General features: G+C 73.5%; 18 protein-coding genes and 1 pseudogene. 15 read left to right on the top strand and 4 right to left on the bottom strand.

All coding sequences use genetic code 11. From position 1 onward, the window contains the following. Positions 1-265: 265 nt before the first annotated feature. The gene (locus ACIQU6_RS23780) at positions 266-3,067 is read right to left on the bottom strand and encodes an AAA family ATPase (RefSeq protein WP_403483683.1); all 2,802 of its coding nucleotides are present in this window, start codon (positions 3,065-3,067) and stop codon (positions 266-268) included. A gap of 249 nt (positions 3,068-3,316) precedes the next feature. Between ACIQU6_RS23780 and ACIQU6_RS23775 the strand changes: the two genes are divergently transcribed. From ACIQU6_RS23775 to ACIQU6_RS23735, 9 genes are all read left to right on the top strand, one after another. After that, complete coding sequence (locus ACIQU6_RS23775) at positions 3,317-4,420, top strand: LLM class flavin-dependent oxidoreductase (protein ID WP_403483682.1); 1,104 nt, start codon at positions 3,317-3,319, stop codon at positions 4,418-4,420. Between the two features lie 214 nt (positions 4,421-4,634). Then, positions 4,635-4,841 carry a hypothetical protein gene (locus ACIQU6_RS23770; RefSeq protein WP_403483681.1) on the top strand — a complete coding sequence of 69 codons (207 nt, stop codon included), beginning with the start codon at positions 4,635-4,637 and terminating at the stop codon, positions 4,839-4,841. After that, on the top strand, positions 4,814-7,036 hold the full coding sequence (locus tag ACIQU6_RS23765) for a hypothetical protein (RefSeq protein WP_403483680.1): 2,223 nt from the start codon (positions 4,814-4,816) through the stop codon (positions 7,034-7,036). The genes ACIQU6_RS23770 and ACIQU6_RS23765 overlap by 28 nt, the downstream gene beginning before the upstream one ends. Next, positions 7,029-9,035: a TOMM precursor leader peptide-binding protein gene (locus ACIQU6_RS23760; RefSeq protein WP_403483679.1), complete on the top strand. Its 2,007-nt coding sequence runs from the start codon at positions 7,029-7,031 to the stop codon at positions 9,033-9,035. The genes ACIQU6_RS23765 and ACIQU6_RS23760 overlap by 8 nt, the downstream gene beginning before the upstream one ends. A 59-nt stretch (positions 9,036-9,094) precedes the next feature. After that, positions 9,095-10,816, top strand: coding sequence for a hypothetical protein (locus tag ACIQU6_RS23755; protein WP_403483678.1), 1,722 nt, complete (start codon positions 9,095-9,097; stop codon positions 10,814-10,816). A gap of 134 nt (positions 10,817-10,950) precedes the next feature. Then, positions 10,951-11,874 carry a hypothetical protein gene (locus ACIQU6_RS23750; RefSeq protein ID WP_403483677.1) on the top strand — a complete coding sequence of 308 codons (924 nt, stop codon included), beginning with the start codon at positions 10,951-10,953 and terminating at the stop codon, positions 11,872-11,874. Beyond that, on the top strand, positions 11,871-13,493 hold the full coding sequence (locus ACIQU6_RS23745) for a nitroreductase family protein (protein WP_403483676.1): 1,623 nt from the start codon (positions 11,871-11,873) through the stop codon (positions 13,491-13,493). The genes ACIQU6_RS23750 and ACIQU6_RS23745 overlap by 4 nt, the downstream gene beginning before the upstream one ends. 20 nt (positions 13,494-13,513) lie before the next feature. Continuing rightward, complete coding sequence (locus ACIQU6_RS23740) at positions 13,514-14,404, top strand: ABC transporter ATP-binding protein (RefSeq protein ID WP_403483675.1); 891 nt, start codon at positions 13,514-13,516, stop codon at positions 14,402-14,404. Then, entirely contained in the window at positions 14,401-15,249 is an 849-nt protein-coding gene (locus tag ACIQU6_RS23735) for an ABC transporter permease (protein WP_403483674.1), read from the top strand. Before ACIQU6_RS23740 ends, ACIQU6_RS23735 begins: the two co-directional genes overlap by 4 nt. A gap of 348 nt (positions 15,250-15,597) precedes the next feature. Here ACIQU6_RS23735 and ACIQU6_RS23730 read toward each other — a convergent pair whose 3' ends face one another. Beyond that, entirely contained in the window at positions 15,598-15,840 is a 243-nt protein-coding gene (locus ACIQU6_RS23730; RefSeq protein WP_403483673.1) for a hypothetical protein, read from the bottom strand. 163 nt (positions 15,841-16,003) lie between these two features. Beyond that, the gene (locus ACIQU6_RS23725; RefSeq protein WP_403483672.1) at positions 16,004-16,576 is read right to left on the bottom strand and encodes an RNA polymerase sigma factor; all 573 of its coding nucleotides are present in this window, start codon (positions 16,574-16,576) and stop codon (positions 16,004-16,006) included. A gap of 130 nt (positions 16,577-16,706) precedes the next feature. On the opposite strand from ACIQU6_RS23725, the gene ACIQU6_RS23720 reads away from it, so the two are divergent. From ACIQU6_RS23720 to ACIQU6_RS23710, 3 genes are all read left to right on the top strand, one after another. Beyond that, on the top strand, positions 16,707-16,850 hold the full coding sequence (locus ACIQU6_RS23720) for a hypothetical protein (protein ID WP_403483671.1): 144 nt from the start codon (positions 16,707-16,709) through the stop codon (positions 16,848-16,850). A gap of 586 nt (positions 16,851-17,436) precedes the next feature. Beyond that, positions 17,437-17,622: a hypothetical protein gene (locus ACIQU6_RS23715; protein WP_403483670.1), complete on the top strand. Its 186-nt coding sequence runs from the start codon at positions 17,437-17,439 to the stop codon at positions 17,620-17,622. Beyond that, positions 17,619-18,245 carry a hypothetical protein gene (locus ACIQU6_RS23710; RefSeq protein ID WP_403483669.1) on the top strand — a complete coding sequence of 209 codons (627 nt, stop codon included), beginning with the start codon at positions 17,619-17,621 and terminating at the stop codon, positions 18,243-18,245. The genes ACIQU6_RS23715 and ACIQU6_RS23710 overlap by 4 nt, the downstream gene beginning before the upstream one ends. Before the next feature lie 234 nt (positions 18,246-18,479). On the opposite strand, the gene ACIQU6_RS23705 is transcribed toward ACIQU6_RS23710, so the two are convergent. After that, positions 18,480-18,833, bottom strand: a complete 354-nt coding sequence (locus ACIQU6_RS23705) for a DoxX family protein (protein ID WP_403483668.1) — start codon at positions 18,831-18,833, stop codon at positions 18,480-18,482. 108 nt (positions 18,834-18,941) lie between these two features. On the opposite strand from ACIQU6_RS23705, the gene ACIQU6_RS23700 reads away from it, so the two are divergent. The 3 genes and pseudogenes from ACIQU6_RS23700 to ACIQU6_RS23690 all read left to right on the top strand — a co-directional run bounded on the left by ACIQU6_RS23700 (position 18,942) and on the right by ACIQU6_RS23690 (position 21,301). Further along, positions 18,942-19,913 (top strand): LysR family transcriptional regulator, encoded by a 972-nt coding sequence (locus tag ACIQU6_RS23700; protein WP_403483667.1) that lies wholly within the window; start codon positions 18,942-18,944, stop codon positions 19,911-19,913. Between the two features lie 154 nt (positions 19,914-20,067). Beyond that, positions 20,068-20,401 (top strand): annotated as a pseudogene (locus ACIQU6_RS23695) (GNAT family N-acetyltransferase). A gap of 171 nt (positions 20,402-20,572) precedes the next feature. Further along, positions 20,573-21,301: a 1,4-alpha-glucan branching protein gene (locus tag ACIQU6_RS23690; RefSeq protein WP_403483666.1), complete on the top strand. Its 729-nt coding sequence runs from the start codon at positions 20,573-20,575 to the stop codon at positions 21,299-21,301. The last annotated feature ends 148 nt before the right edge of the window (positions 21,302-21,449 follow it).

Below are 21,449 nucleotides of genomic sequence, written 5' to 3'. Positions count from 1 at the left end.
AACCACCTGCCATCGCGTGGCGATCGCAGGGGAACTCCCGTGGGAATCAAGGTGGTTGGCGCGGTGCGGGAAAGGGGCTTCGGTGACCTCTCGGTGCGGTCGTCACTTCGTGTCGGATCGGCCCGTCTCGCACTTACAGGACGACCATGCTTTAAAGATCCTTTACGCCGCAATCCGATCAGCCACCCCTGGCCGGAACGTGCCCCCGAATGTCCAGATCGGGGCCAGTTGGGGAATTTGAGCCAGTTCGCGGCTGGTTTTCCCTTCAATCGAACGTCTTGCCGTGGAGTTGGGTGCGGGAGGTGATGCCCAACTTGGGGAAGAGCTTGTACAGGTGGTAGCCGACGGTGCGGGGGCTGAGGAAGAGCCGGGCGGCGATGTCCCGGTTGCTCATGCCCTCGGCGGCCAGGCGGGCTATCTGGAGCTCCCGTGAGGTGAGTCGGCTGAGGTCGGTGGCCGGCTCGGCTGCCCGCTGGTCCGGGGCCCGGTCGCCGGCGGCGCGCAGTTCGCGGCGGGTCAACTCCGCCCAGGGATGGGCGCCGAGCATGCACAGATACGTCTCGGCCTGGTGCAGATGGTCCCGGGCGGGCTTGATCCGGCGGTTGCGGCGCAGCCACTCGCCATAGAGGAGGTGCGTCCGGCCGATGTCGAAGGCCGAGGGGTGCGAAGCCTCCAGGGCCTCGGTGAACAGCGCGTCCGCGTCCTCACCCGACGCCAGCAGGGCCCGGCACCTGAGCCACATGGCGCGCAGGTGCGGGAGTTGGTCGGGCACGGCCCGTTCCTCGAAGCTGTGCAGCGCGGCCCGGGCCGGTTCCGGGTCCCCGGCCCGCACCGACGCCTCGACCAGGTCCGGCAGCACCAACCAGCTCACCATGAAGTGTTCGGTGGGCCCACCCGGTGAGGCCACCTCGCCCAGCATGCGGGCGGCCCGGTCCGGCTGCCCCTCGGCCAGCGCCTGGAGCCCCAGCGCCCATTGCGCCAGCCCGATGGCCGAGTTGATGCGGCGCGGCGCCGACAGCGCCAGGGATTCCGAGGCCAGGGCACGACAGCGGTCGCCGTTGCCCTGGACGGCGGCGACCCAGGCCAGCATGGCGCGCAGATGACTGGCGGCGCCGAGCTGACCGGTGTCGTCGGCGAGGATGAGCGCCTCGGTGGCGTGGGAAGCCGCCGCGGCCCACTGGCCGGTGACGAGTTGCAGCGCCACCAACGGGGCGAGGGACATCGGCAGCGCACCGAAGGCGCCGACCTTGCGCAGCTCGTCGACGGCGCGCTGGTGCGCGTGCAGCATCTCCTCGGTCGTCCCGGTCAGGTACGGGAGGAACACCGGCGGCCACACCCACGGCCGGGGGTGCGCGGGGGACAGCCAGGCCATCCCGGAGACCGGAATATCGGGCGGGGAGGAGTGGCCCGTTGGGCGGGAGCCGTGGCCGAGACCGCCCAAGTAGTGGAAGTGGCGGGAGAAGTAGGCGCTGGCGGCGGCGCGTTCCTCACTGAGGCCGGGCAGGGCGTCCCCGCCGGTGGCGTCGTCGGCCTGCGCGACGGGACCGTGCGGCAGGCGGCCGATCGCGTCACCGATCTCCGTCAGCCGCGCCGGGTCGCCCGCCACCCAGGCCGAGCGGGCCGCCATCACCAGGAGCTCCCCGGCCAGTTCCGCATCGGTGGCCCCCACCAGGCGGGCGCCGTCCAGCAGCATCCGGCAGGCCAGGGCGGGATCGCTGCTGGCGTGCGTGATGGCGCCGCGCACCCGGGCGGTGCGCGCCCGCAGCGCCGGGTCGTCCGTCAACGTCTCGGCGCGGTCCAACAGCGACTCGGCCTGGGTGGTCTTCGCCGCCGTCCAGGCGCACTCGGCCGCCTCCACCATCCAACGGGCCCGGCGGCCGGGGTCGGAGGCCAGCGTGGCGGCCCGGCACAACGCCTGGGCCGCGGTGGCCACCCCGCCGGTGCGCCGGGTGCGTTCGGCGAGCGCGGCCAGCCGCTCGGCCACGGTGTCGTCGGTGCCGAGCGCGGCCGCTGCCGCGTGCCAGACGTACCGGTCGTCCTCCTCACCGACGGCGTCGGCCAGCGCCAGGTGGGCCGCGCGCCGGTCGTTGAGCGGGGCACCCTGGTAGAGCGCGGAGCGCACCAACGGGTGCCGGAACCGGACGTGTTGCTGGTCGAGGTGGAGCAGCCCTTGCGACGCGGCGGCGCTGAGCACGTCCATGGCCGCCTCGGCGTCGCCGGCGGCACCGAGGACGGTGGCCAGGTCCCCGTCGCTCTCCGCCGCGGTGAGCAGCAGCACCCGGTGGTGGTCGGCGGGCAGGCTCAGCGCGCGGTGCCGGAAGAGCTGGTGCAACCGCTCGCTGAGCGGCAGGTGTTCGGGCAGCGCGGCGCTGCCGTCCAAATGGTCCGGGCGCAGCGCGGTGGGCAGCTCCATGAGGGCCAGCGGGTTGCCACCGGCCTCGCGCAGCAGCCGTTCGCGGACGGTCGGCGTGGCCCGCGGCAGATGCCGGGCCAACAGGTCCGAGGCCGCCGGCGTCGACAACGGCCGGACGAGCAACTGGCGCAGGCCCGGGGCCGGGAAGGGCCGGGAGGCGTCGTCGCGGACCGCGAGGATCATGGCGATGCTCTCCCGCTCCATCCGCCGGGCCACGAACATCAGCGCGTCCGCCGTCGCCCCGTCCAGCCAGTGCGCGTCGTCCACGACCAGTAGCAGCGTCACGTCCTCGGAGGCGTCCGAGAGCAGGGTCAGCACGGCCAGCGCCACCAGGAACGGCTCGGCGGGGGCGCCGGCCAGCCCGAACGCCCCGCGCAGCGCGGCGGCTTGGGGCTCCGGCAGCCGCGCCACGTACGGCATCAGCGGCAGCAGCAGTTGGTGCAGCGCGGCGAACGGCAGCTCCACCTCGCCCTCCACCCCCACCGCGCGGAGCACCCACACGTCCGGCTCGGCCCGCTGCACCACGTCCCCCAGCAGCGCGCTCTTGCCGATCCCCGCCGGCCCGTGCAACACCAGCGCCCCGCTGCTCCCCTTGCGCGCGTCGTCGAGGAGCCTGCCCAGCTCATCCCGCTCCAGCTCTCTCCCGACCAGCATCCGACGGTGTCCTCTCTCGCGTTGGTCCCCCGTCGTATGACGAGTGTGTATAACCCCTGGGTTGCATGCCATCGGAGAACTCCGCCGCTGGTCACGGCCGGGTTCGCGGGGTCGGCGTGGCCGGCGGCCCAGTCGGTTGCCAGGTCATGCGACGGATGACCGCCCGATGACCACTCGCCCAGACTGACGATCCGTAATCACCGCACCAGACGGGGGCGTCGGCGGGCGCCCCGCAACAAGGAGCACGTCATGCAGTTCGGAGTGTCCTTTCTCCCGGACTGCCGCGAGGAGTGGAAGTCGGCGGCGGAGTACTACTCCGACGCGTTGGCGCTCTGCACGCTCGCGGAGTCGGCCGGATTCGCCTCGGCCAAAATGACCGAGCACTACCTGACCGACTACGGCGGCTACTGCCCGAGCCCGCTGAACTTCCTCAGCGCCGTCGCGGCCCGCACCACCCGGCTGCGACTGATCACCGGCTGCGTGCTGCCCGCCTTCCACCACCCCGTCCAACTCGCCGCCGAGGCGGCCATGGTGGACGCGATCAGCGGCGGCCGGCTGGAGGTCGGCTTCGCCCGGGCCTACCTGCCCCAGGAGTTCGAGACGTTCGGGGTCTCCCTGGACGAGTCCACCGACCGCTACCGGGAGACCATCCGGGCCGTGCTGCGGCTGTGGACCGAGGAGCGGGTCGACGAGGAGACCCCGTACTTCTCCTACCGGCAGGCCACCGGGCGCCCCTCCCCCGTGCAGCGTCCGCACCCGCCGGTGTGGGGCGCCGCCAGCATGACCCCGGGCAGCTTCCAGTGGTTGGGCGGCAACGGCTTCGGGCTGCTGATGACCCCGTCGCTCAACCCGGCCGCGCGGATGCGGCCGTTGGTGGACCTCTACCGCGACGCCGCGGCGGCCGCCGGACACACCCCGCGGATCGCCACCAGTCTGCCGCTGATCCTCGCCGAGACCGACGCGGAGGCCGAGCGCCTGGCCGACCGGCACATCGCGCGCTATCTGGAGGTGTGGACCGAGGCCGTGGAGTCCTGGAACGGCCGCGAGTCGGGCGACTACCGGGGCTACGGCGACTTCGGCAGCAAGTTGGCCGGCGTCACGCCCGCCTACATCCGGGAGATCAACGGGGCGATCGTCGGCTCCCCCGCCACCGCCGCCGAGCGCATCCTCCGCCTGGTCCGCGACTTCGGCGGGGTGGACCAGATCCTGTGGCAGGTCGACATCGGCGCGATGCCGCTGGCGCAGGCGCGCCGCTCGATCGAGATGTTCCGCGCCTCGGTCGTGCCCCTGCTGCGGGAGAAGCTGGCGGCCCTGCGCACCGGGGCCCGTACCCGGACGACCAACGCGGGCTGAACGGGCGGTGCGCACTGACCCGGCGGCTGCGACCGGCCGGGCGGTCACCGCTGGCCGGGCGGGGCTCCGGCCGGCTCCGGCCGACCGGCGGTTACGGCTGACCCGACGGTTCCGCTCGACCGGACGGCTCCGCCCCACCCCCAGACTTCCGGTCCGTGACGGGGCCGGAGGAGTCAACAACCCATCAGAGAAAACCTTTAGGAGGTGAAGACCGATGTCCAACACTGCTCTGCTCAGCCTGGATCTCGACGGGATCGAGGCCGCGGACTTCGAGGTCGTCGAAGCCAGCGAGTTCTCCTCGGCCGCGGTGCCCGCCATCGGATCGCTGCCGGGCGTCACCGACGGCGGACTTGAGGTGCGCATGGACGACAACGGGCACGGCAACTGCTGCTGTTGCTGCTGCCCCTGCTGCTGCACCTGACAGTGACCGAGGTGGTGGCCCGCGCTGTCCGGCGGGCCACCGCCGCCGGTTCCTCCAGGACCGAACCACTTCCCCGAAACGACGCCGAGGCCACGGAAGAAGAACGTCAAACACGCCGAACCGCGACCGTCCAGACCACCGGTGCGGTGCGCCCGCGACTGCGCGGCGACGTGTACTTCGCCGCGATGCCCGACGGCGCCTTCGTCCGCAGCACCCGCGGCAGCCTGTTCCTCAAGGGCGCCTCGGTACACCGGCTGCTCACCGCCCTCGCCCCGGCCCTGACCGGCGCCGCAACGCTGGACGAGCTGCTGGCCGCCGTACCCGACCCGCAACGCCCCCCGGTACGACGGTTGGTGGGCACGCTGCTGGAGCGTGGCTTCGTCCGCGACACCGGCTCCGACCGGCCGCACACCCTCGATGCCGACGAGGCCGAACGGTACGCCGGGCCCGTCCAGTTCATCGACTACTTCACCGACTCGGCCGAGCGCCGCTTCCAGGACTTCCGCGCCGCCCGCCTGGTCTGCGTCTGCGGCCCCGATGCGGCCCGCGGGTTCCTCAGCGCGTTGACGGACTGCGGGGCCGGGGAGTTGACGTTGGTCCTGCCCGAGGCCGATGACGTGCGGACGGTGCGCCGATTCGCCGACACGTTGCCCGAGGTGCCGGGCCGGTTGGCGATCGTGCCCGCGCCCGGCGGGGCGGATTCCGCGGGCTGGGAGGCGCTGCTGCGACCTGCCGCTGTCGTGCTGCACCTCGCCGATCGCCCCGGGGCCGACGCCCGCGGGGCGGTGGGTGAGTGCTGCGCACGGCGCGAAATCCCGCTGGTCCAGGGGCTCGTGGTCGACGACGCGGTGTGGATCTGGCCGGCGGGCACGCCGGCGGCCGATGCCCCGGATGCGGACGACGACGGGTACCCGTACGGGGGCCTTGCGTGGCGGCGGTTGTTGGCCACCCGTAGTGACGACGAGCGTCGGGCGCTGCGGGCCGGTCCCGGCCCGGACGAGCTCTACCGGGGCCCCGTACCGGAGTTGGCCGCGATCCAGCTCGCGTTCCGGGCGTTCTGCCACCTGACCGGCGTGGCCATGCCAGAGCTGGCCGCGATGGCCCGGCTGGACACCGCGACGCTGGAGATCGACCACCACCCCGTCCTCGCCCCCTCGGGCGCACTCGACTCCGGCTCCGACTCCGACTCCGGCTCCGACGGCATCCGCGACGCGTCGGAAGCCGCCCGCCGCGTCCGCCTCCTGCGCGCCGCCGAGCCCGTACCGGACCCGCTGTTCCTGGAGCGGCTCACGGCGGCCTGCGACCGCCATCTGGGCCCCATCCCGGAGGTTCGGGAGCGCGACTACCCGCAGTTGCCACTGTTCGTCACCGAGGCGAGGGTCGCCGACCCGGGCCTGTGCACCGCGCCGCGGCCCGTTTGGGGCGCGGCGCAGACCGCCCACGGTGCCCGCGCGGACGCGCTGCGCCGGGCCGCGGCCACCGCCCTTGACCTGGCCCGACAGGCGTCGCCGCGGCCCGCGTCCGAGCCGGGCTGGGACCTCGTCGCGGAGCGGGCACGCCCGCTGCCGGTCCCCGGAGCCGGCCGGTACGCGCACGGCATCGCCGCCGAGGCCGACCTGGACCGCTCGGCGCTGGCCGGCATCCTGGCCGCGCTCGCCCGGCTGGTACCGGAACACGCCACCGGGGGCGCGGCCGAAGGGACATCGACTGGAAGCGCGGCCGAGGAGACGTCCGCCGCCCCCGTGCCGCTCGCCGAACTGGCCGCCGCGGACCGGAACTGCGTGGACCTGCTCACGACCACCGAGGCCCGCTGGACGGTCCACCGGGTCGCCTCGCCCGCCGCCGCACTGCCGGCGTACGCGTTCCTGCTCGACGGCGTGACCGTCGCCGTCCAGGTGCACCCCGACGCCCACACCGCGCTGTCGGCCGGCCTGCACGACACCCTGCTGGCCTGGCAACTGGCCCACCACCGGGCGGAGTCCGGCGGGCCGGAGGCGACGGGCGACCACGCGGCGCGCGAGTTGCCGTCCGTACAGCCCCGGTTGGCCGCAACCGACGGGTCGGACCAACTGGCCGCGACGCTCGCCCAGTTGCGCGCCGCCGGACTCTGCGCGGTGCTCCACGTGCTGGACGACGATCCGGCGCTGGCCGAACTGGTCCGCTTCGGCGTCCGGGTGGTGATCGGCGATGCCTGAGCAGGTCGTGGAAACCGTCGAGGCCGTCGCGCAGGCGGCGACCGGGCCCGCGCCGGTCCTGGGCAGCGGCCCGTTGGCCGATGCGCTGCGACGACGCCCGCTCCCCCAGGGGCCGGCGGTCTTCGCGTCCGACACCTGGGACGGCGCGGAGGCCGGTCGACTGGCCCGGCACCGCGGCGGGCCCGTGTTGCCGGTACTGGCCGAGCCCGGCCAGGTGGTCGTCGGCCCGCTGGTCGCCCCCGGGCGAGCCGGCTGCCCCACCTGTGTGGACCGTCGCGCCTGGCGCCGGACCCCGCAGCGGCGGGCCGACGCGGCGGTGCGCGCGCAGGCGTCGCACCCGGCCGCCGGGCGCCCGATACCGTCCGGCGGACTGTTCGGCTCCGTACTGGAACGCGTGGTGGCCACGTGGGACCGCTGGGAGGCGGCGCCAACTCGCACGCCCGACGCGGACGGTGACAGCCACCCGGCAACCCGCCCCGTCGTCGTCCTCGACCGCCGGACCCTGCGGGTGACCACCCACCGGGTGCTGCCCGAACCGGGCTGCCCGGTATGCGGCGACCTCCCCGACGACTCCCCGGAGCGGGCGGTGGTGTCGCTGGCCCCCCGGCCCACCGGACACCCCGGCGGCAGCCGACAGCGCGCCCTGGACCCCGCCCAACTGGTGCGGACCTACCTCGACCCGCTCGCCGGCGTCGTGCCCGAGGTCTCCCTCTCCATGGGCCACGGCCTGCCGTTCGCCGAGGCCCCGGTGGTCGTCCCCGGGACGCACGACCTCGCCGACGGCCCGATGGCCGAATTCGGGTACGCGCGGACCACCACCTTCGACTCCTGCCGCGACGTCGCCGTCACCGAGGGACTGGAGCGCCTCGCCGGCCAACTCCCGCGTGGCAAGCGGACGGTGGTGCACGGCTCGTACCGCGAGCTGGCCGAGCGCGCCCTGGACCCGCGCCGGCTCGGGCTGCCCCCACAGGGCGAGCTGACCGACGACGGCCCCTTCCACCGCTACCACCCCGAACTCGCCCTCCCCTGGGTCTGGGGCTACTCGCTCACCGCCCGGCGCCCCGTCCTGGTGCCCGAGCAGTTCGCCTACTACGGACGGCACCGCCTCCCTGGTGCCGGCCCCCGCATCGCCTACGAGATCTCCAACGGGTGTGCGCTGGGCGCCAGTTTGGAGGAGGCCGCGCTGCACGGCCTGTTGGAGGTGGCCGAGCGGGACGCGTTCCTGCTGACCTGGTACGCCAGGATGACCCCGCCCCGCATCGACCTGACCCGCTGCGGCCGGGACGTCCGGCTGATCGAGGCCAGGATCCGGCACCGGCACGGCTGTCGGGTGCACGCCTTCGCCACCACGGTGGACAACGGCGTCCCCACGTTCTGGGTGATGGCCGAGGACACCACCGGCGACCCGGACCGGCCGCGGGTGGTCTGCACCGGCGGCTCGTCGCTGGTCCCCGAGGACGGCCTGCTGGGCGCGCTGCACGAACTGTCCCAGACGGTCGACTACATCGCCCGCCAGTACGCCGCCGAGCGCGACCGGGCGCGGGAGCTGACCCGCGACCCGGACCAGGTCATGACGCTGCTGGACCACGTCCTCGCCTCCGCCACCCCCGAGGCCCGGCCCCGTTTCGACTTCCTCTTCGAGCGCGGCGAGGAGCACGGGGAAGGCCGCACGGAACCGGTCGCGCCACAGGAGTTGGCGGGGCTGTGGTGGCGTTCCGGGGAGCGCGATCTGACCGCCTCGCTGACCGCGCTGGTCGCCCGCTTCGCCGAATGCGGCCAGGAGGTCGTGGTCGTCGACCAGAGCAGCGCCGAGCACCTGGCCGGCGGATTCCGGGCGGTGAAGGTCCTGGTCACCGGCGCCCTGCCGATGGTCTTCGGGCATCGACGACAGCGCTTCGCCGACCTGCCGAGACTGGCCACCGTCCCGGTCGCCCTGGGCCGCCGGGCCGCCCCGCTCACCCGCGACGACATCAACCCGCACCCGCATCCCTTCCCATGAGTCCGCGTCGGCTCCACGGCCCTTCGGGCACCCACCCCCACACACCGAGCAGGAGGCACATGATGACGGCGGTCGAGGCCCCGGCCAGCCAGTTAGCCGGCGGACCTGCGGACCAGGACCCCCTGGCCGCCTTCTGGGACTTCAGCCTGGAGAACCTCGCCGACGGGATCGCCGGCCGTCAGGAGATGCCCAACAACCCGCTCGCCCCGCCGCAGTTCCCCAAGCGGCTGCGCGCCCGGCCGGTGCCGCTCAGCCGCCCCGGCCGGTTGGGCACCGGGCGCCCGACGCTCGGCGAGAGCCTCGACGACGGATGCGACGAGCGGACCTGGTCCACCCTCCTCGCCCACGCCAACGGCCTGATCCGCTACGAGCCGATGCCCAACCCACAGAGCCGGGCCCTGCACCGCACCGTCGCCTCACCCCGATGCCTGTTCCCCACCCAGCTCCACCTCGCCCTGCGCGCCCCGTCCTGCGCACCGCTGCGCCCCGGCCTCTACACCCATGACCCGGCCCACCACGCCCTGATCCCGCTCCGGCAGGGCGACGGAGCTGACGGTGGGAAGGGTGCCGGCGACCTGGTGTCGTACCTGGTCGGCCTGGTGGGCGCGGAGGAGGCGGGGGACGGCGCCGGCGATCTGGGAGGCGATGTCGACGACGTGGTCGGCGTCGCCGTGCTGACCAGCCGGTTCTGGCAGACCGCGTTCGTCTACCGGGACTACGCCTACCGCCTCTGCTCCCAGGAGGCGGGCCTGGTCACCGGCAGCCTCACCGTCGTCGCCGCGGCGCTGGGACTCTCCGCGGACGTCCACCACCTCTTCCCGGACGGGGAGTTGACGCGGCTCCTGGGCCTGACGCCGGGCGAGGAGGCGCCGTACGCCGTGGTCGTGCTGCGCGACGGGCGGGGCCGCGGCGCCCGGTCGCCGGTGCCCCGGCCCACCGCGGCACCCGTTCCCCTGCCCCCGCCGGAGGACGCGGCCAGGCCGGTGGCCGTGCACTGCCCGCGCCTGGTGGCCATGGAGCGGGCGGTGGTGTGGGAGGAGACCGCGGGGGTGGACTGGTCCGAGGGCGCGACCGAGCCGGCGCCGGTACCGGAGACGGTCGGGCCGCCCGTGGACTGCACCCCCGCGGGCGAGCCGGACCTGGACGCCCTGGTCATCGCCCGGAATTCGGGGCCCGGCTTCTTCGCTCCCCTCCGCCGGCCGCTGCCGCGCACCACACTGCACGAACTCTTCCGCTTCGCGGCCCAGCACGGCATGAGCTCGGGTCTCGATACGGGCACGGGCGCAGCCGCCGACACCGGCATCGGCACCGACCTCACTCACGACACCTTTTCCCCCTCCGCTGCCCCGCTCCGCATCTACACCCAACTCCGCACCGTCGAGGGCGTCGAGCCCGGTTCCTACCGGCTCGCCGACGACGGCCGTTCCCTGCTGCGGCACCGCCACCAACCGCCGGTGGGGCCGGAGGTGGGCGGCTGGCTGCAGCCCCACTACGCGGACGTCAACGCCGTGGTGTACGTCATCGGCGACCGCACCTGGGCCGACCGGCGGTTCGGCACCCGCGGCTACCGCATCCTCAACGCGCTCGCCGGCGAGGCCGCGCACCGCATCTGCCTGGGCGCCGCGGGCTGCCGGGCGGCGGCGCGGATCACCAACTCGTACCACGCGGACGCCGTCCGGGCGCAGTTCGACCTCGCCGACCGCCGGCACGTCCCACTGTTCCAGATCTCCGTGGCCCGCAGCAGACCGGGCCCGAACCTGATGTCCCGGATCCACGGATAGGGCGACCGGGCCAACAGGACGACACACCACGGCCGTTGGGCCATCCCACCGACGGGACGAGCGGGCGGAGCGGGGCCGCACGCGCAACCCCGCGGAAGAGGAGAGACAACCATGCAGACATCGGGAGGGACGACATGACTCCGGAGGAGACGGCGGACTGGGTGGCACTCGACCTGGACGCGGCGCCCGACCTCGGGGTCGCCGTCCGGGACGTACTGGCCCCCGCCGTCGAGCAGTTGGCGATGGCCGGGGCCGCGCACCGCTTCGTCTACCAGAAGGTCGGGACCGCCGGCCGGCTGCGCACCTGGTTCCACGTCACCGAACCGGGGGCCGGCGAGGCCGTGCGGCATCAACTGCACCGCCGGCTGACCGCCCCCGGCCAGGCGCTGCTCAACCCGCCGCCCGACCGGCAGCGTCCCCCCGTGCTGGTCTCCGGCCCGCCCCCGGTCGTCCGGTGGCAGGAACAGCACCTCGCCTCCGCCAGCGCCGTGGCCGTGCGGATGCTGCTCGACGGGCCCGACGCGGCCGATCGCGACACCGAGGTGCTCTCCTTCCTCCTCGCCAACCGCGCCCACGAGTTGCGCCGCCCGGCCGACCTGCGCGCGCGGTCCGAGGCCCTGGTCGCCGCCGGCAACCTGGCGGGCGTGCTGGACTCCGCGGAGCTGACCGAGGAGTTCGCGGCCGGCCGGCGGGAGTTCGTCGCACTGCTGCGGGGCATCTGGATGCTGCCCAGGGGCTGGGACGGGGCCGCCACCACCCCCTACCAGTGCGTGCCGGGCGCGCCACCGCCGCGCGACGAGGAGTTCTGGGCGCTCGGCGGCTGGATGGACGCCACCCACCCGCTCCTGGCGAAGCTGACCAGCGCGGTCCGCGCCGCCCAGTTACCGGCCTCCGGGGCCGCGGAGGTGCAACTGCTGCGCGTCCTCGACGAGTACACGGCGCTGATGGGCAACCGGCTGGGCGTGCCGGGCCGCCGCCACCGGATGCTGCTGGCCCTGGCGGCCGCCTCGGTCCGGGCACTGGTCCCGTCCCCGAAGACGGGAGATCCCGGCCGATGAGCCCCCGTGGGGACGCGGTCGCCCCTCGCCTCCACCCCGAGCCGGCCGCCGTCGACTACCTGGCTCCGCAGGTCGTCCCGGCGCCCGTGCGACTGCCGGATGCCGCACCGGACGTGCGCCCTGGGCCGGACTCGGGCACGGGCAGCGCCCCAACCGGCAAGCCCGAGGCCCGTCTTGCCGCGGTCCCACTGCCCTGGCCACCGCTCCCCGGCTCCGGCCCCGACCCCCGGCCCGACCTGGGCGCGCTCCTGCACGCCGTCTACGGCCTCACCCGCGCCCAGTGGCTGACCGGCCTGGACCGGTTGCCGCTGGTCGGCGACCTCGGCGCGCTGGCCGGGGAGCCCGGCGGCGGGCCCGTCCCCCGCCGCCCGGTGCCGTCCGCGGGCGCCCTGTACTGCGTCGACCTCTCCTGCGTACTGCCGGAGGGCTGCTACCGCTACGACCCGCTGCACCACCGCCTGCTGCCCGTCCGGGCCGGCGACCACCGGGCGGCCCTCGGCAGCTCGCCGACGGCCGCGTTCGGCTGGGTGTGCACGGTGTCGCTGCGCACGATCGCCGCGCGCTACGGCGAGTTCGGCTACCGCTACGGCTGCGTGGAGACCGGCGTCGTCACCGCGCAGTGCGAGGTCGTCGCCCCCTCCGCCGGGCTGCGGGCGGTGCGCGTCACGCCGTTCGATCCCGCCCTCGCGGCCGACCTGCTGTGCCTGGACCCGCTCGCCGAGCCGGTCACCGAGGTCGTCGCCTTCCACCCCATGGCATCCACCGCACCCCCAACACCGCACTCCGAACCCCCACCCGCCGCTCCCCGCCACCCCCCGGATCCACCCCCCGGCCCGGTGGACGCGCTGCTCCCCCGGACGGCCGCGCTGCTCCGCGCCCTCCACCGCGGCCCGGCCACCCCAACCGCAGGAAGTACCGCCCAACAGGCGCCCGTAGCGACGACTCCCCTCCCGGACCCCGAGCACCCCGCCCTCGACCTCCCCCGCCCCCATCCCCTCGACCTGCCCCAGGGCCTCTCCCACCGTCGCGCCGCCCTGCGCGGATTCGCCCGACTGCCCATCGAGGCCGTCGACTTCGCCACCGTGCTGGCCGCCGCCGCGCCCGACGAGGGCCTGTTGTTCTGCTATGTCAACGACGTGGCCGGGCTGCCCCGCGGCCTGTTCCGCTATCTGCCCGACCCTCACCACCACCGCCTCCTTCCGGTCTCCCTCGGCAGCCCCGGTCCGGCGCTGGCCGCCTGCGCCGTCCAGGACTTCGTCCGCGAGGGGTTCCTCAACGCCGCGGCGGGGCTGGTCTGGGCCGCCGACCCGGCCCACGCGCTGCGCGACCACGGCGCGGACGGGGTCCGCCTCCGCTACACCCGCGTCGGCACCGCCGCCCAACGCGCCGGCCTGGCCGCCGCCGCCCGCGGCCTGGCCTCCCGCATCAACGCCGACGTACTGGCCGACAAGCTGGACGAACTGCTCGGCCTCCACACCGAGTTGCCGGCGAGCACCCTGCTGCTGCAACTCGGCCACCCGGCCCACGGAACCACCCGCCCCGAACACCGCCTGGGCCCGCCCGAGACCCAACCGCACCGAACCGCCCTCCCCTCATCACACCGATCCGCAGCACGCTGATCCACCCGAAGGACACCGCCATGCCCGCGCCCGCCCCGCCCCGGTCCCTCAACCACCCCCGGGAGGAGGGAAGTTCCGCGATCCGCGTCCGCGGACTGACCAAGCGCTACCGCTCCGTCACCGCCCTGGACGGCATCGACCTGGACGTCCACACCGGGGAGATCGTCGCCCTCCTCGGCCCGAACGGCGCCGGCAAGACCACCACGATGGAGATCCTGGAGGGGCACCGCCGGGCGGACGGCGGCGAGGTCAGCGTCCTGGGCACCGATCCCAGACACCCCACGCCCGCCTGGCGCGACCGGATCGGCATCGTCCTCCAGGGCGCCGCCGACTTCGGCACCCTCACCGTCCGCGAGGTCGTCGACCTCTTCGGCGGCTACTACTCCCACCCCCTCCCCGTCGACGAGGCCCTCGACCTGGCCGAGCTCACGGAGGAGGCGGACCGCCGGCTGAACAAGCTCTCCGGCGGCAAGCGCCGCCGCCTGGAGATCGCCCTGGGCATCGTCGGCCGCCCCCAACTCCTCTTCCTCGACGAGCCGACCACCGGCTTCGACCCCGAGGTGCGCCGCCGCTTCTGGTCCCTGATCCGCACCCTGCGGGACCAGGGCACCACGATCCTGCTGACCACGCACTACCTGGACGAGGCCGAGAACCTCGCCGACCGGGTCGCCGTGATCAACAAGGGCCGGGTGATCGCCGTCGACACCCCGGCGCGACTGGGCGGCCGGGAGACCGGCACCGCCGAGGTCCACTGGCGCGGCCCCGACGGACCCCAGACCGTCCGCACCACCACCCCCACCGCGCTGGTGCGCCGACTCGCCACCCAGTTCACCGACGAGATCCCCGAACTGACCGTCACCCGCCTGTCGTTGGAGGACATCTACCTCGACATGATCGGAGAGCGCGCATGACCGAGACCACCACCCCGCCCGCCTCCTCGACCACCACGCACGTTCCCGCCACCCGCCGCCGGCCGCTGGTCTCCCTGTGTCTGCGCCAGGGCCGGATGGAGCTGCGGCAGTTCGCCAGGCAACGCGAGAGCATGATCTTCACCTTCTGCTTCCCGCTGATCATGTTCACCGTGTTCGGCTCCGCGTTCGCCCAACACCTCACACCCGACGTGCAGTTCAGCCAGTACCTGCTCGCCGGCATCGTGGCCTCCGGCCTGATGAGCACCGGTTTCCAGAGCCTGGCCATCACCGTCCCCATCGAACGCGACAACCTCGCCCTCAAGCGGTTCGCCGGCACCCCCATGCCCCGGACCGTCTACTTCGCCGGCAAGATCATCCTCGTCGTGGCGACCTCGGCCGCGCAGATCACCCTGCTCTTCCTCATCGCCGGCCTGTGCTACGGCGTCCCGCTGCCCACCAGCCCGGAGCGCTGGCTGACCTTCGCCTGGGTCAGCATCCTGGGCTGCGCCGCCTGTGCCACCGTCGGCATCGCCCTCTCCAACCTCATCCGCAGCGGCCGCAGCGCCTCGGCCGTGGTCGCCCCCTTCGCCGTGCTCCTGCAGTTCATCTCCGGCGTGTACTTCGTCTACGGCAACGTCCCCGGCTGGCTCCGCTACGTGGCAGAGGTCTTCCCGGTCAAGTGGATGGCCCAGGGCATGCGCTCGGCCCTGCTCCCCGACTCCTTCGCCAGCCAGGAGGTCGGCGGCGGCTGGCAACACCCGCAAACCGCCCTGGTCCTGGCCGCCTGGCTCCTCCTCGGCATCCTCTTCTCCGCCCGCCGCTTCCGCTGGTCCAGCGACGGCTGACACCCCACGACCCACCTCACGCACCCCACGGCCATGTCGATGGCGGTGCACATGCGGTCGGGCGACGCGGCCAATCCCCCGAGTGGGCCGCGTCGCCCGTTCTCCGTGCCAGCCGGTCAACCCAACGGCCCTTGCCGTTCGCCCTGTTGCCCGTGCCAGGCAGGATGAACGTCCCCGACGCACCAGGACTTCCCATCAGTCCGATGGATGCCATCGGCCCAATGGATGCCATCGGCCCGACGACTGCCCTCGGTCCGATGACCCCCGTGGGTCCGACGGTTCCCATGCGTCTGATGGTTCCCGTGGGCAACGCCCGCAGCGCCTGCACGTTGTCTGGATGTCACCGCTTCACCACCTCACTACCGATCGCCCGAGCGCCGCCTCGTCGAGGCCGTCCCGGTACCAGGCTTCCGGCGAGGGATCGGGGGACTCGGGGGAGTGCGCGGTCGCGGGTTCCCCCGCCGCGGCAGACATCGTGGCGTATCGAGCCGGCCAGTCGGGCACGCCGGACACCGCCGGCGGCACGAGCTGCTCCCCTTCCCGGAGGTACGCCAACATCCTCTCGTGCGGAGAGGTTGGGGTGTTGCTCATGGTCACCCTTCCAGTTCCAGGAATGGCGGGATCGGTCCCACCCTGGGGGCCACGGATCGGTCGCCTCCGCGCCATGGCCTCCAGGCAAGGTCCGATCCGGCACTCTAGGTGGGGCCCGGGCGCGGCGGTCGCCCGCGGCGACCGCCGGGAGCCCAGGACCCTCCTACACAGATGCCGGCTCCTCGTCGTCCCGGCAGCGCTTCGCCTTGGCCTCGGCCGCCGCCAGTTCGCGACTGACCGTCGCCGAGGAGACCTCCAACTGCGCGGCGATCTCGATGCCCTTGAGGCCCCACACGTGCGTGAGTTCCCACACGGCCGACTGGCGCTCGTCGGCGATCGCCGCCTTCACCGCTTCCAGCAGTTCGAGGTATTCCAGTCCGACGCACAGACCGGTGGCGAATTGCCGGGCGCCTTCGGGGGGTTCGTCAAAGAGCCGCTCTCCCGAGGACGCCTTGCGCCAGTGGTCCCGGAGCTTGTTGCGGGCCACGACGGTCGCGAAGACGATCATCGGCTTCTGGAAGTTGGTGCCGCGGCGGAACTCCTGGAGGACCGCGATGCAGGTCTCCTGGGTGATGTCCTGGGCCAGGTGGTAGTCGTGCGTCACCCGCGTGATTGACGAGATCAACCGCGGTTCGATGGCCCGCAGCGCCTCCGCCATGAGCTCGGCCTCGCGTTCCTTCGACAGTGGGCACTGCGCCTCCCCGGAGCCGTCGCCGTCCCCTGAGAGCTGCGTCATGCGTCGTCCTCTCCCCTGACCGGGTACCACGGCGGCGGCCCCGGGCTCGATAGAAGGACGTGCCGGCCGCCGACTTCTTTTCACGTCGACCCCGACGAAATTTCCCGGCGCCCCACCGGGACCTCAAGGCATGGAGACTCGGACTGCACTCGTGCTCGTACTCGGCGGCCTGGCCGTCTACCTGGCCTACGTCAACCCGGTGCTCGGCGCCGCCATCGGCGTCGGCGTCGTCGTGATCACGCTGCTGCTGACGCTGTTGGAGAAGGAGAAGTAGGGGCCGGGCGGGGTACGGCTCTTTCACGTCAACTCACCGCCCGTACAAGGATGTTCAGGCCGACTGCCCCATCGGCGACAGTGCCGGCGGTGTCCACCCCCGCGCCCCGCAAAAGCGGGCAACGAAACACCTAAGCAGCCTCTTGAGGTGTTAAAGCCCCGCCAAAAACGGTCCGTTGTTCGGACGGAGCCTGGGCAGCCTGGCCTCACACCGCATCCCCACAACGCGGGGATGACGGCAACAGGCACGCGGATGAGGTCACGGGGTTGCGTCCACGGGGGACGGTGACAGTGCGACCGGCGGGGTGTTCGCCCCCGCCTGCCATCGCCCCTGGGACCGCTGGCCCGACGTCACTTGGGGGAGATTCATGTCGGGATTCCAAGCGCCCTGGCAGGACGAGTCCCCTCAGCACGCCGACCACCACTGCGGCAAGGACGATGGCCTGGAGGGCCCGCCGCTGCCGCGCTGCCTGCGGCCTAGCCCGGGGCGACCGCCCATCCCCATTCGCCCCTTCCCTTCCCCCTTCTTCCCTTCCGTCCCCACGAGCCCCATCCACCCACCCCTGACGACCTTTTGGAGGGCGCCAATGTCGTCGCACCGACCCGTCCATCCCCCGTACCCCGAGCACCCGGCCTCGCCGCTGGCCCCCGCCGACGAGGCACGTCTCGCGGCCACGGCCCAGATCGGGGCCGAGTTGCCGGAGCGCAGGACCGCGCGCCGGGGCGCCGCCGAGCGGTCGAGCGGCCCGCGTTCCGGGGACGGCCGGCCGTGACCCAGTCACCCGACCCGTTCGCCTCGTTCGACGCGCTCGACTCCTTCACCGTCACCGTGGAATACGCCCGCTCACGCACCACCTTCCTGGCGCGCGTCAACGGGCGGCAGGACCCGGTGGTCCGCGCGCACAAGGAGACGCACTACGGGGGCGCCCGCTTGTACACCGTGACCGCCGGACCGGCCCTCACCCAGTGCGTCGGTTACGTCAACGAGTGGGAGGCGTGGCTGCCGGACCGGGCTCCGGTGGGCAGCGTCGAGCGCAAGAGCCGGACGGACGGCGCGGACCACTGGACCTTCGCCCAACGCGGCCTGGGCGAGCTGACCGGCGAGCCGGTGGGCGCCGCGAACCGGCTGCGCCTCGCCTCCCCCACGCGGACGGCGTTCGACACCGCGCAGGTGAACAACATCCTCTCGCACCGCCTGCGGTTCGGGTCGGACGCGTCCGAGGGCTTCGAGTTCGCCCGCCCCGCCGGAATCCGCTCCCACTACGAGGTCACCGTGCACGACCCGCGCGTCAGCCGGCTCCTGCTGTTCTCCTGCCTCACCCAGTTCAACCGCTTCGTCGCCTCCGACCCCCGCAAGAACCTGGTGGACCTGGCGTCCAACCCCCTCAAGGACTAGGGCGCTTCTGACGGATCTCCGTGGAGGAAGGAGCGGCGTCTGGTGCGTGCGATCGCAAGGCGCCGGGATGTCTTCATAGCGGAGCTATGGGGACATTTCGGCAACGCCGCAGGGGGTCCCCCCGCGCCCTTAAAGCGTGGGGGAGTGCGTGCCAGACGCCCCGACGCCGCGGAGATCCGTCAGAAGCGCCCTGGGACCCGCCCGGCGGGGCCAGGGCTGGGCCGCGCGTCTCGCCTACCCGACGGCGAGGGCGAGGCCGAGCGAGGCCGCGGCCAGCGCCAAGTAGCCGGCCGGAAATGCCACGTTGTGGTAGACGCGCCTGGTCAGGTGCGCGGCGACGGCGCCGAGGAAGAACAGCACGAGGCCCACCGCGGCCGCGACGCCGAGGGGGCGGGCGCCCAGCAGCCCCAACAGGAGCCCGATCGCACCGGCGGCCTTGAGCGCACCGAGCCAAGGCAGCCAGGACAACGGGACGCCCACTTCGGCGGAGTTGGCGAGGACGAACGGGGCCCTCGCGAAGTCCGCGACGGCGATCGCGCCGTTCGCCACCAGGGTGAGAACGGTGATGATCACGTAGGCCGGTTCCATCTCCCGACGCCTCCTGCTCCACTCTCGCTCCGCCCCGCCCGTCCCTACGGGGCAAGCCTCGTCGTGCCGGCGGCCGGCGTCCAATACCTGCGGCGATAACCTGGCGGCATGGACGTCGACACCCGGCTGTTGCGGTATTTCGTCGCCGTGGCGGAGGAGGGGAACCTGACCCGCGCCGCGCAGCGCCTGTATGTGTCCCAGCCCGCGCTGACCAAGCAGATCAAGCAACTGGAGTCGCAACTCGGGGTACCGCTGTTCACCCGGTCCCGGTCCGGTATGGCGCTGACGGCGGCGGGGCGGACCCTGGCCGAGCGGGTGCCGGAACTGCTGGCCGACTGGGACCGCACGTTGCGGGAGACCAAGGGCACGGCGAGCCGTGCGCAGCACGTGCTACGCGTCGGCTTCGTGGCCAGTGGCGCCAACGAGGCGACGCCGCGGATCGTCGCGGAGTTCGCCCGGCGCCGCCCGGGCTGGCGGGCCGAGATGCGCCAGGCCGCCTGGTCCAACCCCTCGGCGGGGCTGGCCGATTCGGAGGCCGACGTCGCCCTGGTGCGGCTGCCGTTCCCCGGCCAGGACGCGCTGCGCGTCGCGCCGCTCTTCACCGAACCGCGCTGCGTGGCGCTGGCCGAAGGGCACCCGTTGGCCGCCCACGAGGTGATCCCGTTCCGGGAGTTGTGGGACGAGCCGTTCGTGGCCGCCCCGCCGGAGACGGGCCGGTGGCGCGACTACTGGTTGGCCACCGACGCGCGCGAGGGGCGCCCGGTGCGCATCGGTGCCGTCACCAACCAGCCGGACGACTGGCTCAGCGCGATCGCCAACGGCTACGGCATCGCCCTCGCCCCCGAGTCCGCGGCCCGCTTCTACGCCCGCCCCGGTATCACCTACCGCGCGGTCACCGGCGTCAGCCCCAGTCAGGTGGGCGTCGCCTGGGCTCCGGCCGACGACGCCAACCCCGTCGTGCGGGAGTTCGTCCGATGCTGCGAGCAGCTCGTGGGAGAGGGAGGAGGTAGCGAGCGAGAACGGCCAGGCACAGCGGGCGAGTTGCAGGCGTCGGACGATCGGAGCGGTCCGCCCACGTAATGACTGCAATCCGCGAACGCTCCTAATACTTCCGCGCATGCAGACCACGAGGATCCGGCGTGCCGTCGCGGGTGACGCCGAGCAACTGACCGCCCTGATGCACGCGTCCGGCGCCTATCGCGGTGCCTACTCCTCGATCCTCGCGGGCTAACGGGTGACCGCCGACTACCTCGACCGACACCGCGTCTTCGTCGCCGTCGACGAGGGCGAACGGCCGGTGGGCTCCTCCTCCCTCGTGCTCGATCCGCCGGAGCTGGACCTGGCGTTCGTCGCCGACGAGGCGCAGGGCACCGGCGTCGGGCGGCTGCTGATGACGCACATGATCGGCGAGGCGAGGGGAGGCCGGTCTGGCCGCGGTCCGGGTCGTCTCGCACCCGCCGGCCGAGGCGTTCTACCGGCGGATGGGCGCCGAGCGCGTGGGAACGGTCGCCCCGACCCTGCCCAAGGTCGCCTGGGAACGCCCCGAGCTGCGGTTCGCCGTGGCCTGAGCCTCGCCCCGGCCACACGGCCCGACCGCGGCAGACCGGAGTCAGCTGCATCAATCGGGGTCGAGGCCGGGGGCGCTGGGCTCCTTGGGGCTGTCGAGGTTGCTGAGGTGCACTGTCCCGGGGATGGGGTTGGCCCGGGAGGGTATTGACAGCGCGGTTAGATTTCGGCGCATGGCTGTCATTCACAACACCACCCTGAAGCCCACCAAGTTGGAGCTCCTCACCACCTGGCTGCCGGGCCAGCCTTGGTACGCCGGATCCGCCCGGACGCCGGAGTTGGCCAAGGCGGGCGGCTTCCGGCTCGACGACCCGCAGGGCGAGGTGGGCATCGAGTTCATGGTGGTCACCGACCGGTCCGGCGACCTTCCGCGCGCGTACCTCGTCCCGTTCACCTACCGCGGGGCTCCCCTGGACGGTGCCGAGGCCGGCCTCGTCGGCACCATGGAGCACGGGGTGCTGGGCCCGCGCTGGGTCTACGACGGTACGCACGACCCCGTGCTCGTCGCCCAGTTGCTCGCCTTCGTCCAGGGCCGGGTCGAGGCACAGGCGCAGAGCAGCAGCGACGCCCGCGACGACTCCGTGGTCCGGTGGCTGAGCGAGGCCGCGGGGATCGGCTCGGCGGCGATGGTGGGGGCGCCGAGGCCCGTCAGCGGGCCGCGCGGGACGGAGATCACCGTGGAGACGGCGGCGGAGGGCGCGGCGCCCGGCGGGTCGGTGAGCGCGGGACCGGTCGTCGGGATCCACGTGCGGCGCGTTCTGGAACCGTTGGTCGAGGGCGACGGCCCTGGCGGGGCGGCGGTGCCTGAGGGGTGCCTGGGATCGGTCACCGCTGTCTGGCGGGCGGTCGACGGCACCGAGCAGCGGGGCGTGTTCGCCACCGTCAGCGCCGGCGCGCGCTGAGGGAGCCGTCAACCACCGCCGGTTCGGCGGTGGTTGTGGCCCTGCCGCGGGAGAGTTCCCGGGGGCGGGTGGCGGCGCCCGCTCTCGCCGGAGCGTGCTCCGGTGGGGCGGGTGGGTTGCGTGCTTCTGGGTGAAGGTGCGGTCGGGT

The organism is Streptomyces sp. NPDC090442 (genome assembly GCF_044769405.1).
Taxonomy (GTDB): Bacteria; Actinomycetota; Actinomycetes; order Streptomycetales; family Streptomycetaceae; genus Streptomyces.
This window is presented reverse-complemented; position numbering and strand designations above follow the sequence as displayed.

Excerpts from the sequence above, each read along its gene's own strand:
- ACIQU6_RS23780 (WP_403483683.1), bottom strand. The coding sequence starts at position 3,067 with ATGCTGGTCGGGAGAGAGCTGGAGCGGGATGAGCTGGGCAGGCTCCTC.
- ACIQU6_RS23775 (WP_403483682.1), top strand. The coding sequence starts at position 3,317 with ATGCAGTTCGGAGTGTCCTTTCTCCCGGACTGCCGCGAGGAGTGGAAG.
- ACIQU6_RS23770 (WP_403483681.1), top strand. The coding sequence starts at position 4,635 with ATGTCCAACACTGCTCTGCTCAGCCTGGATCTCGACGGGATCGAGGCC.
- ACIQU6_RS23760 (WP_403483679.1), top strand. The coding sequence starts at position 7,029 with ATGCCTGAGCAGGTCGTGGAAACCGTCGAGGCCGTCGCGCAGGCGGCG.
- ACIQU6_RS23755 (WP_403483678.1), top strand. The coding sequence starts at position 9,095 with ATGATGACGGCGGTCGAGGCCCCGGCCAGCCAGTTAGCCGGCGGACCT.
- ACIQU6_RS23750 (WP_403483677.1), top strand. The coding sequence starts at position 10,951 with ATGACTCCGGAGGAGACGGCGGACTGGGTGGCACTCGACCTGGACGCG.
- ACIQU6_RS23745 (WP_403483676.1), top strand. The coding sequence starts at position 11,871 with ATGAGCCCCCGTGGGGACGCGGTCGCCCCTCGCCTCCACCCCGAGCCG.
- ACIQU6_RS23740 (WP_403483675.1), top strand. The coding sequence starts at position 13,514 with ATGCCCGCGCCCGCCCCGCCCCGGTCCCTCAACCACCCCCGGGAGGAG.
- ACIQU6_RS23735 (WP_403483674.1), top strand. The coding sequence starts at position 14,401 with ATGACCGAGACCACCACCCCGCCCGCCTCCTCGACCACCACGCACGTT.
- ACIQU6_RS23730 (WP_403483673.1), bottom strand. The coding sequence starts at position 15,840 with ATGAGCAACACCCCAACCTCTCCGCACGAGAGGATGTTGGCGTACCTC.
- ACIQU6_RS23725 (WP_403483672.1), bottom strand. The coding sequence starts at position 16,576 with ATGACGCAGCTCTCAGGGGACGGCGACGGCTCCGGGGAGGCGCAGTGC.
- ACIQU6_RS23720 (WP_403483671.1), top strand. The coding sequence starts at position 16,707 with ATGGAGACTCGGACTGCACTCGTGCTCGTACTCGGCGGCCTGGCCGTC.
- ACIQU6_RS23715 (WP_403483670.1), top strand. The coding sequence starts at position 17,437 with ATGTCGTCGCACCGACCCGTCCATCCCCCGTACCCCGAGCACCCGGCC.
- ACIQU6_RS23705 (WP_403483668.1), bottom strand. The coding sequence starts at position 18,833 with ATGGAACCGGCCTACGTGATCATCACCGTTCTCACCCTGGTGGCGAAC.
- ACIQU6_RS23700 (WP_403483667.1), top strand. The coding sequence starts at position 18,942 with ATGGACGTCGACACCCGGCTGTTGCGGTATTTCGTCGCCGTGGCGGAG.
- ACIQU6_RS23690 (WP_403483666.1), top strand. The coding sequence starts at position 20,573 with ATGGCTGTCATTCACAACACCACCCTGAAGCCCACCAAGTTGGAGCTC.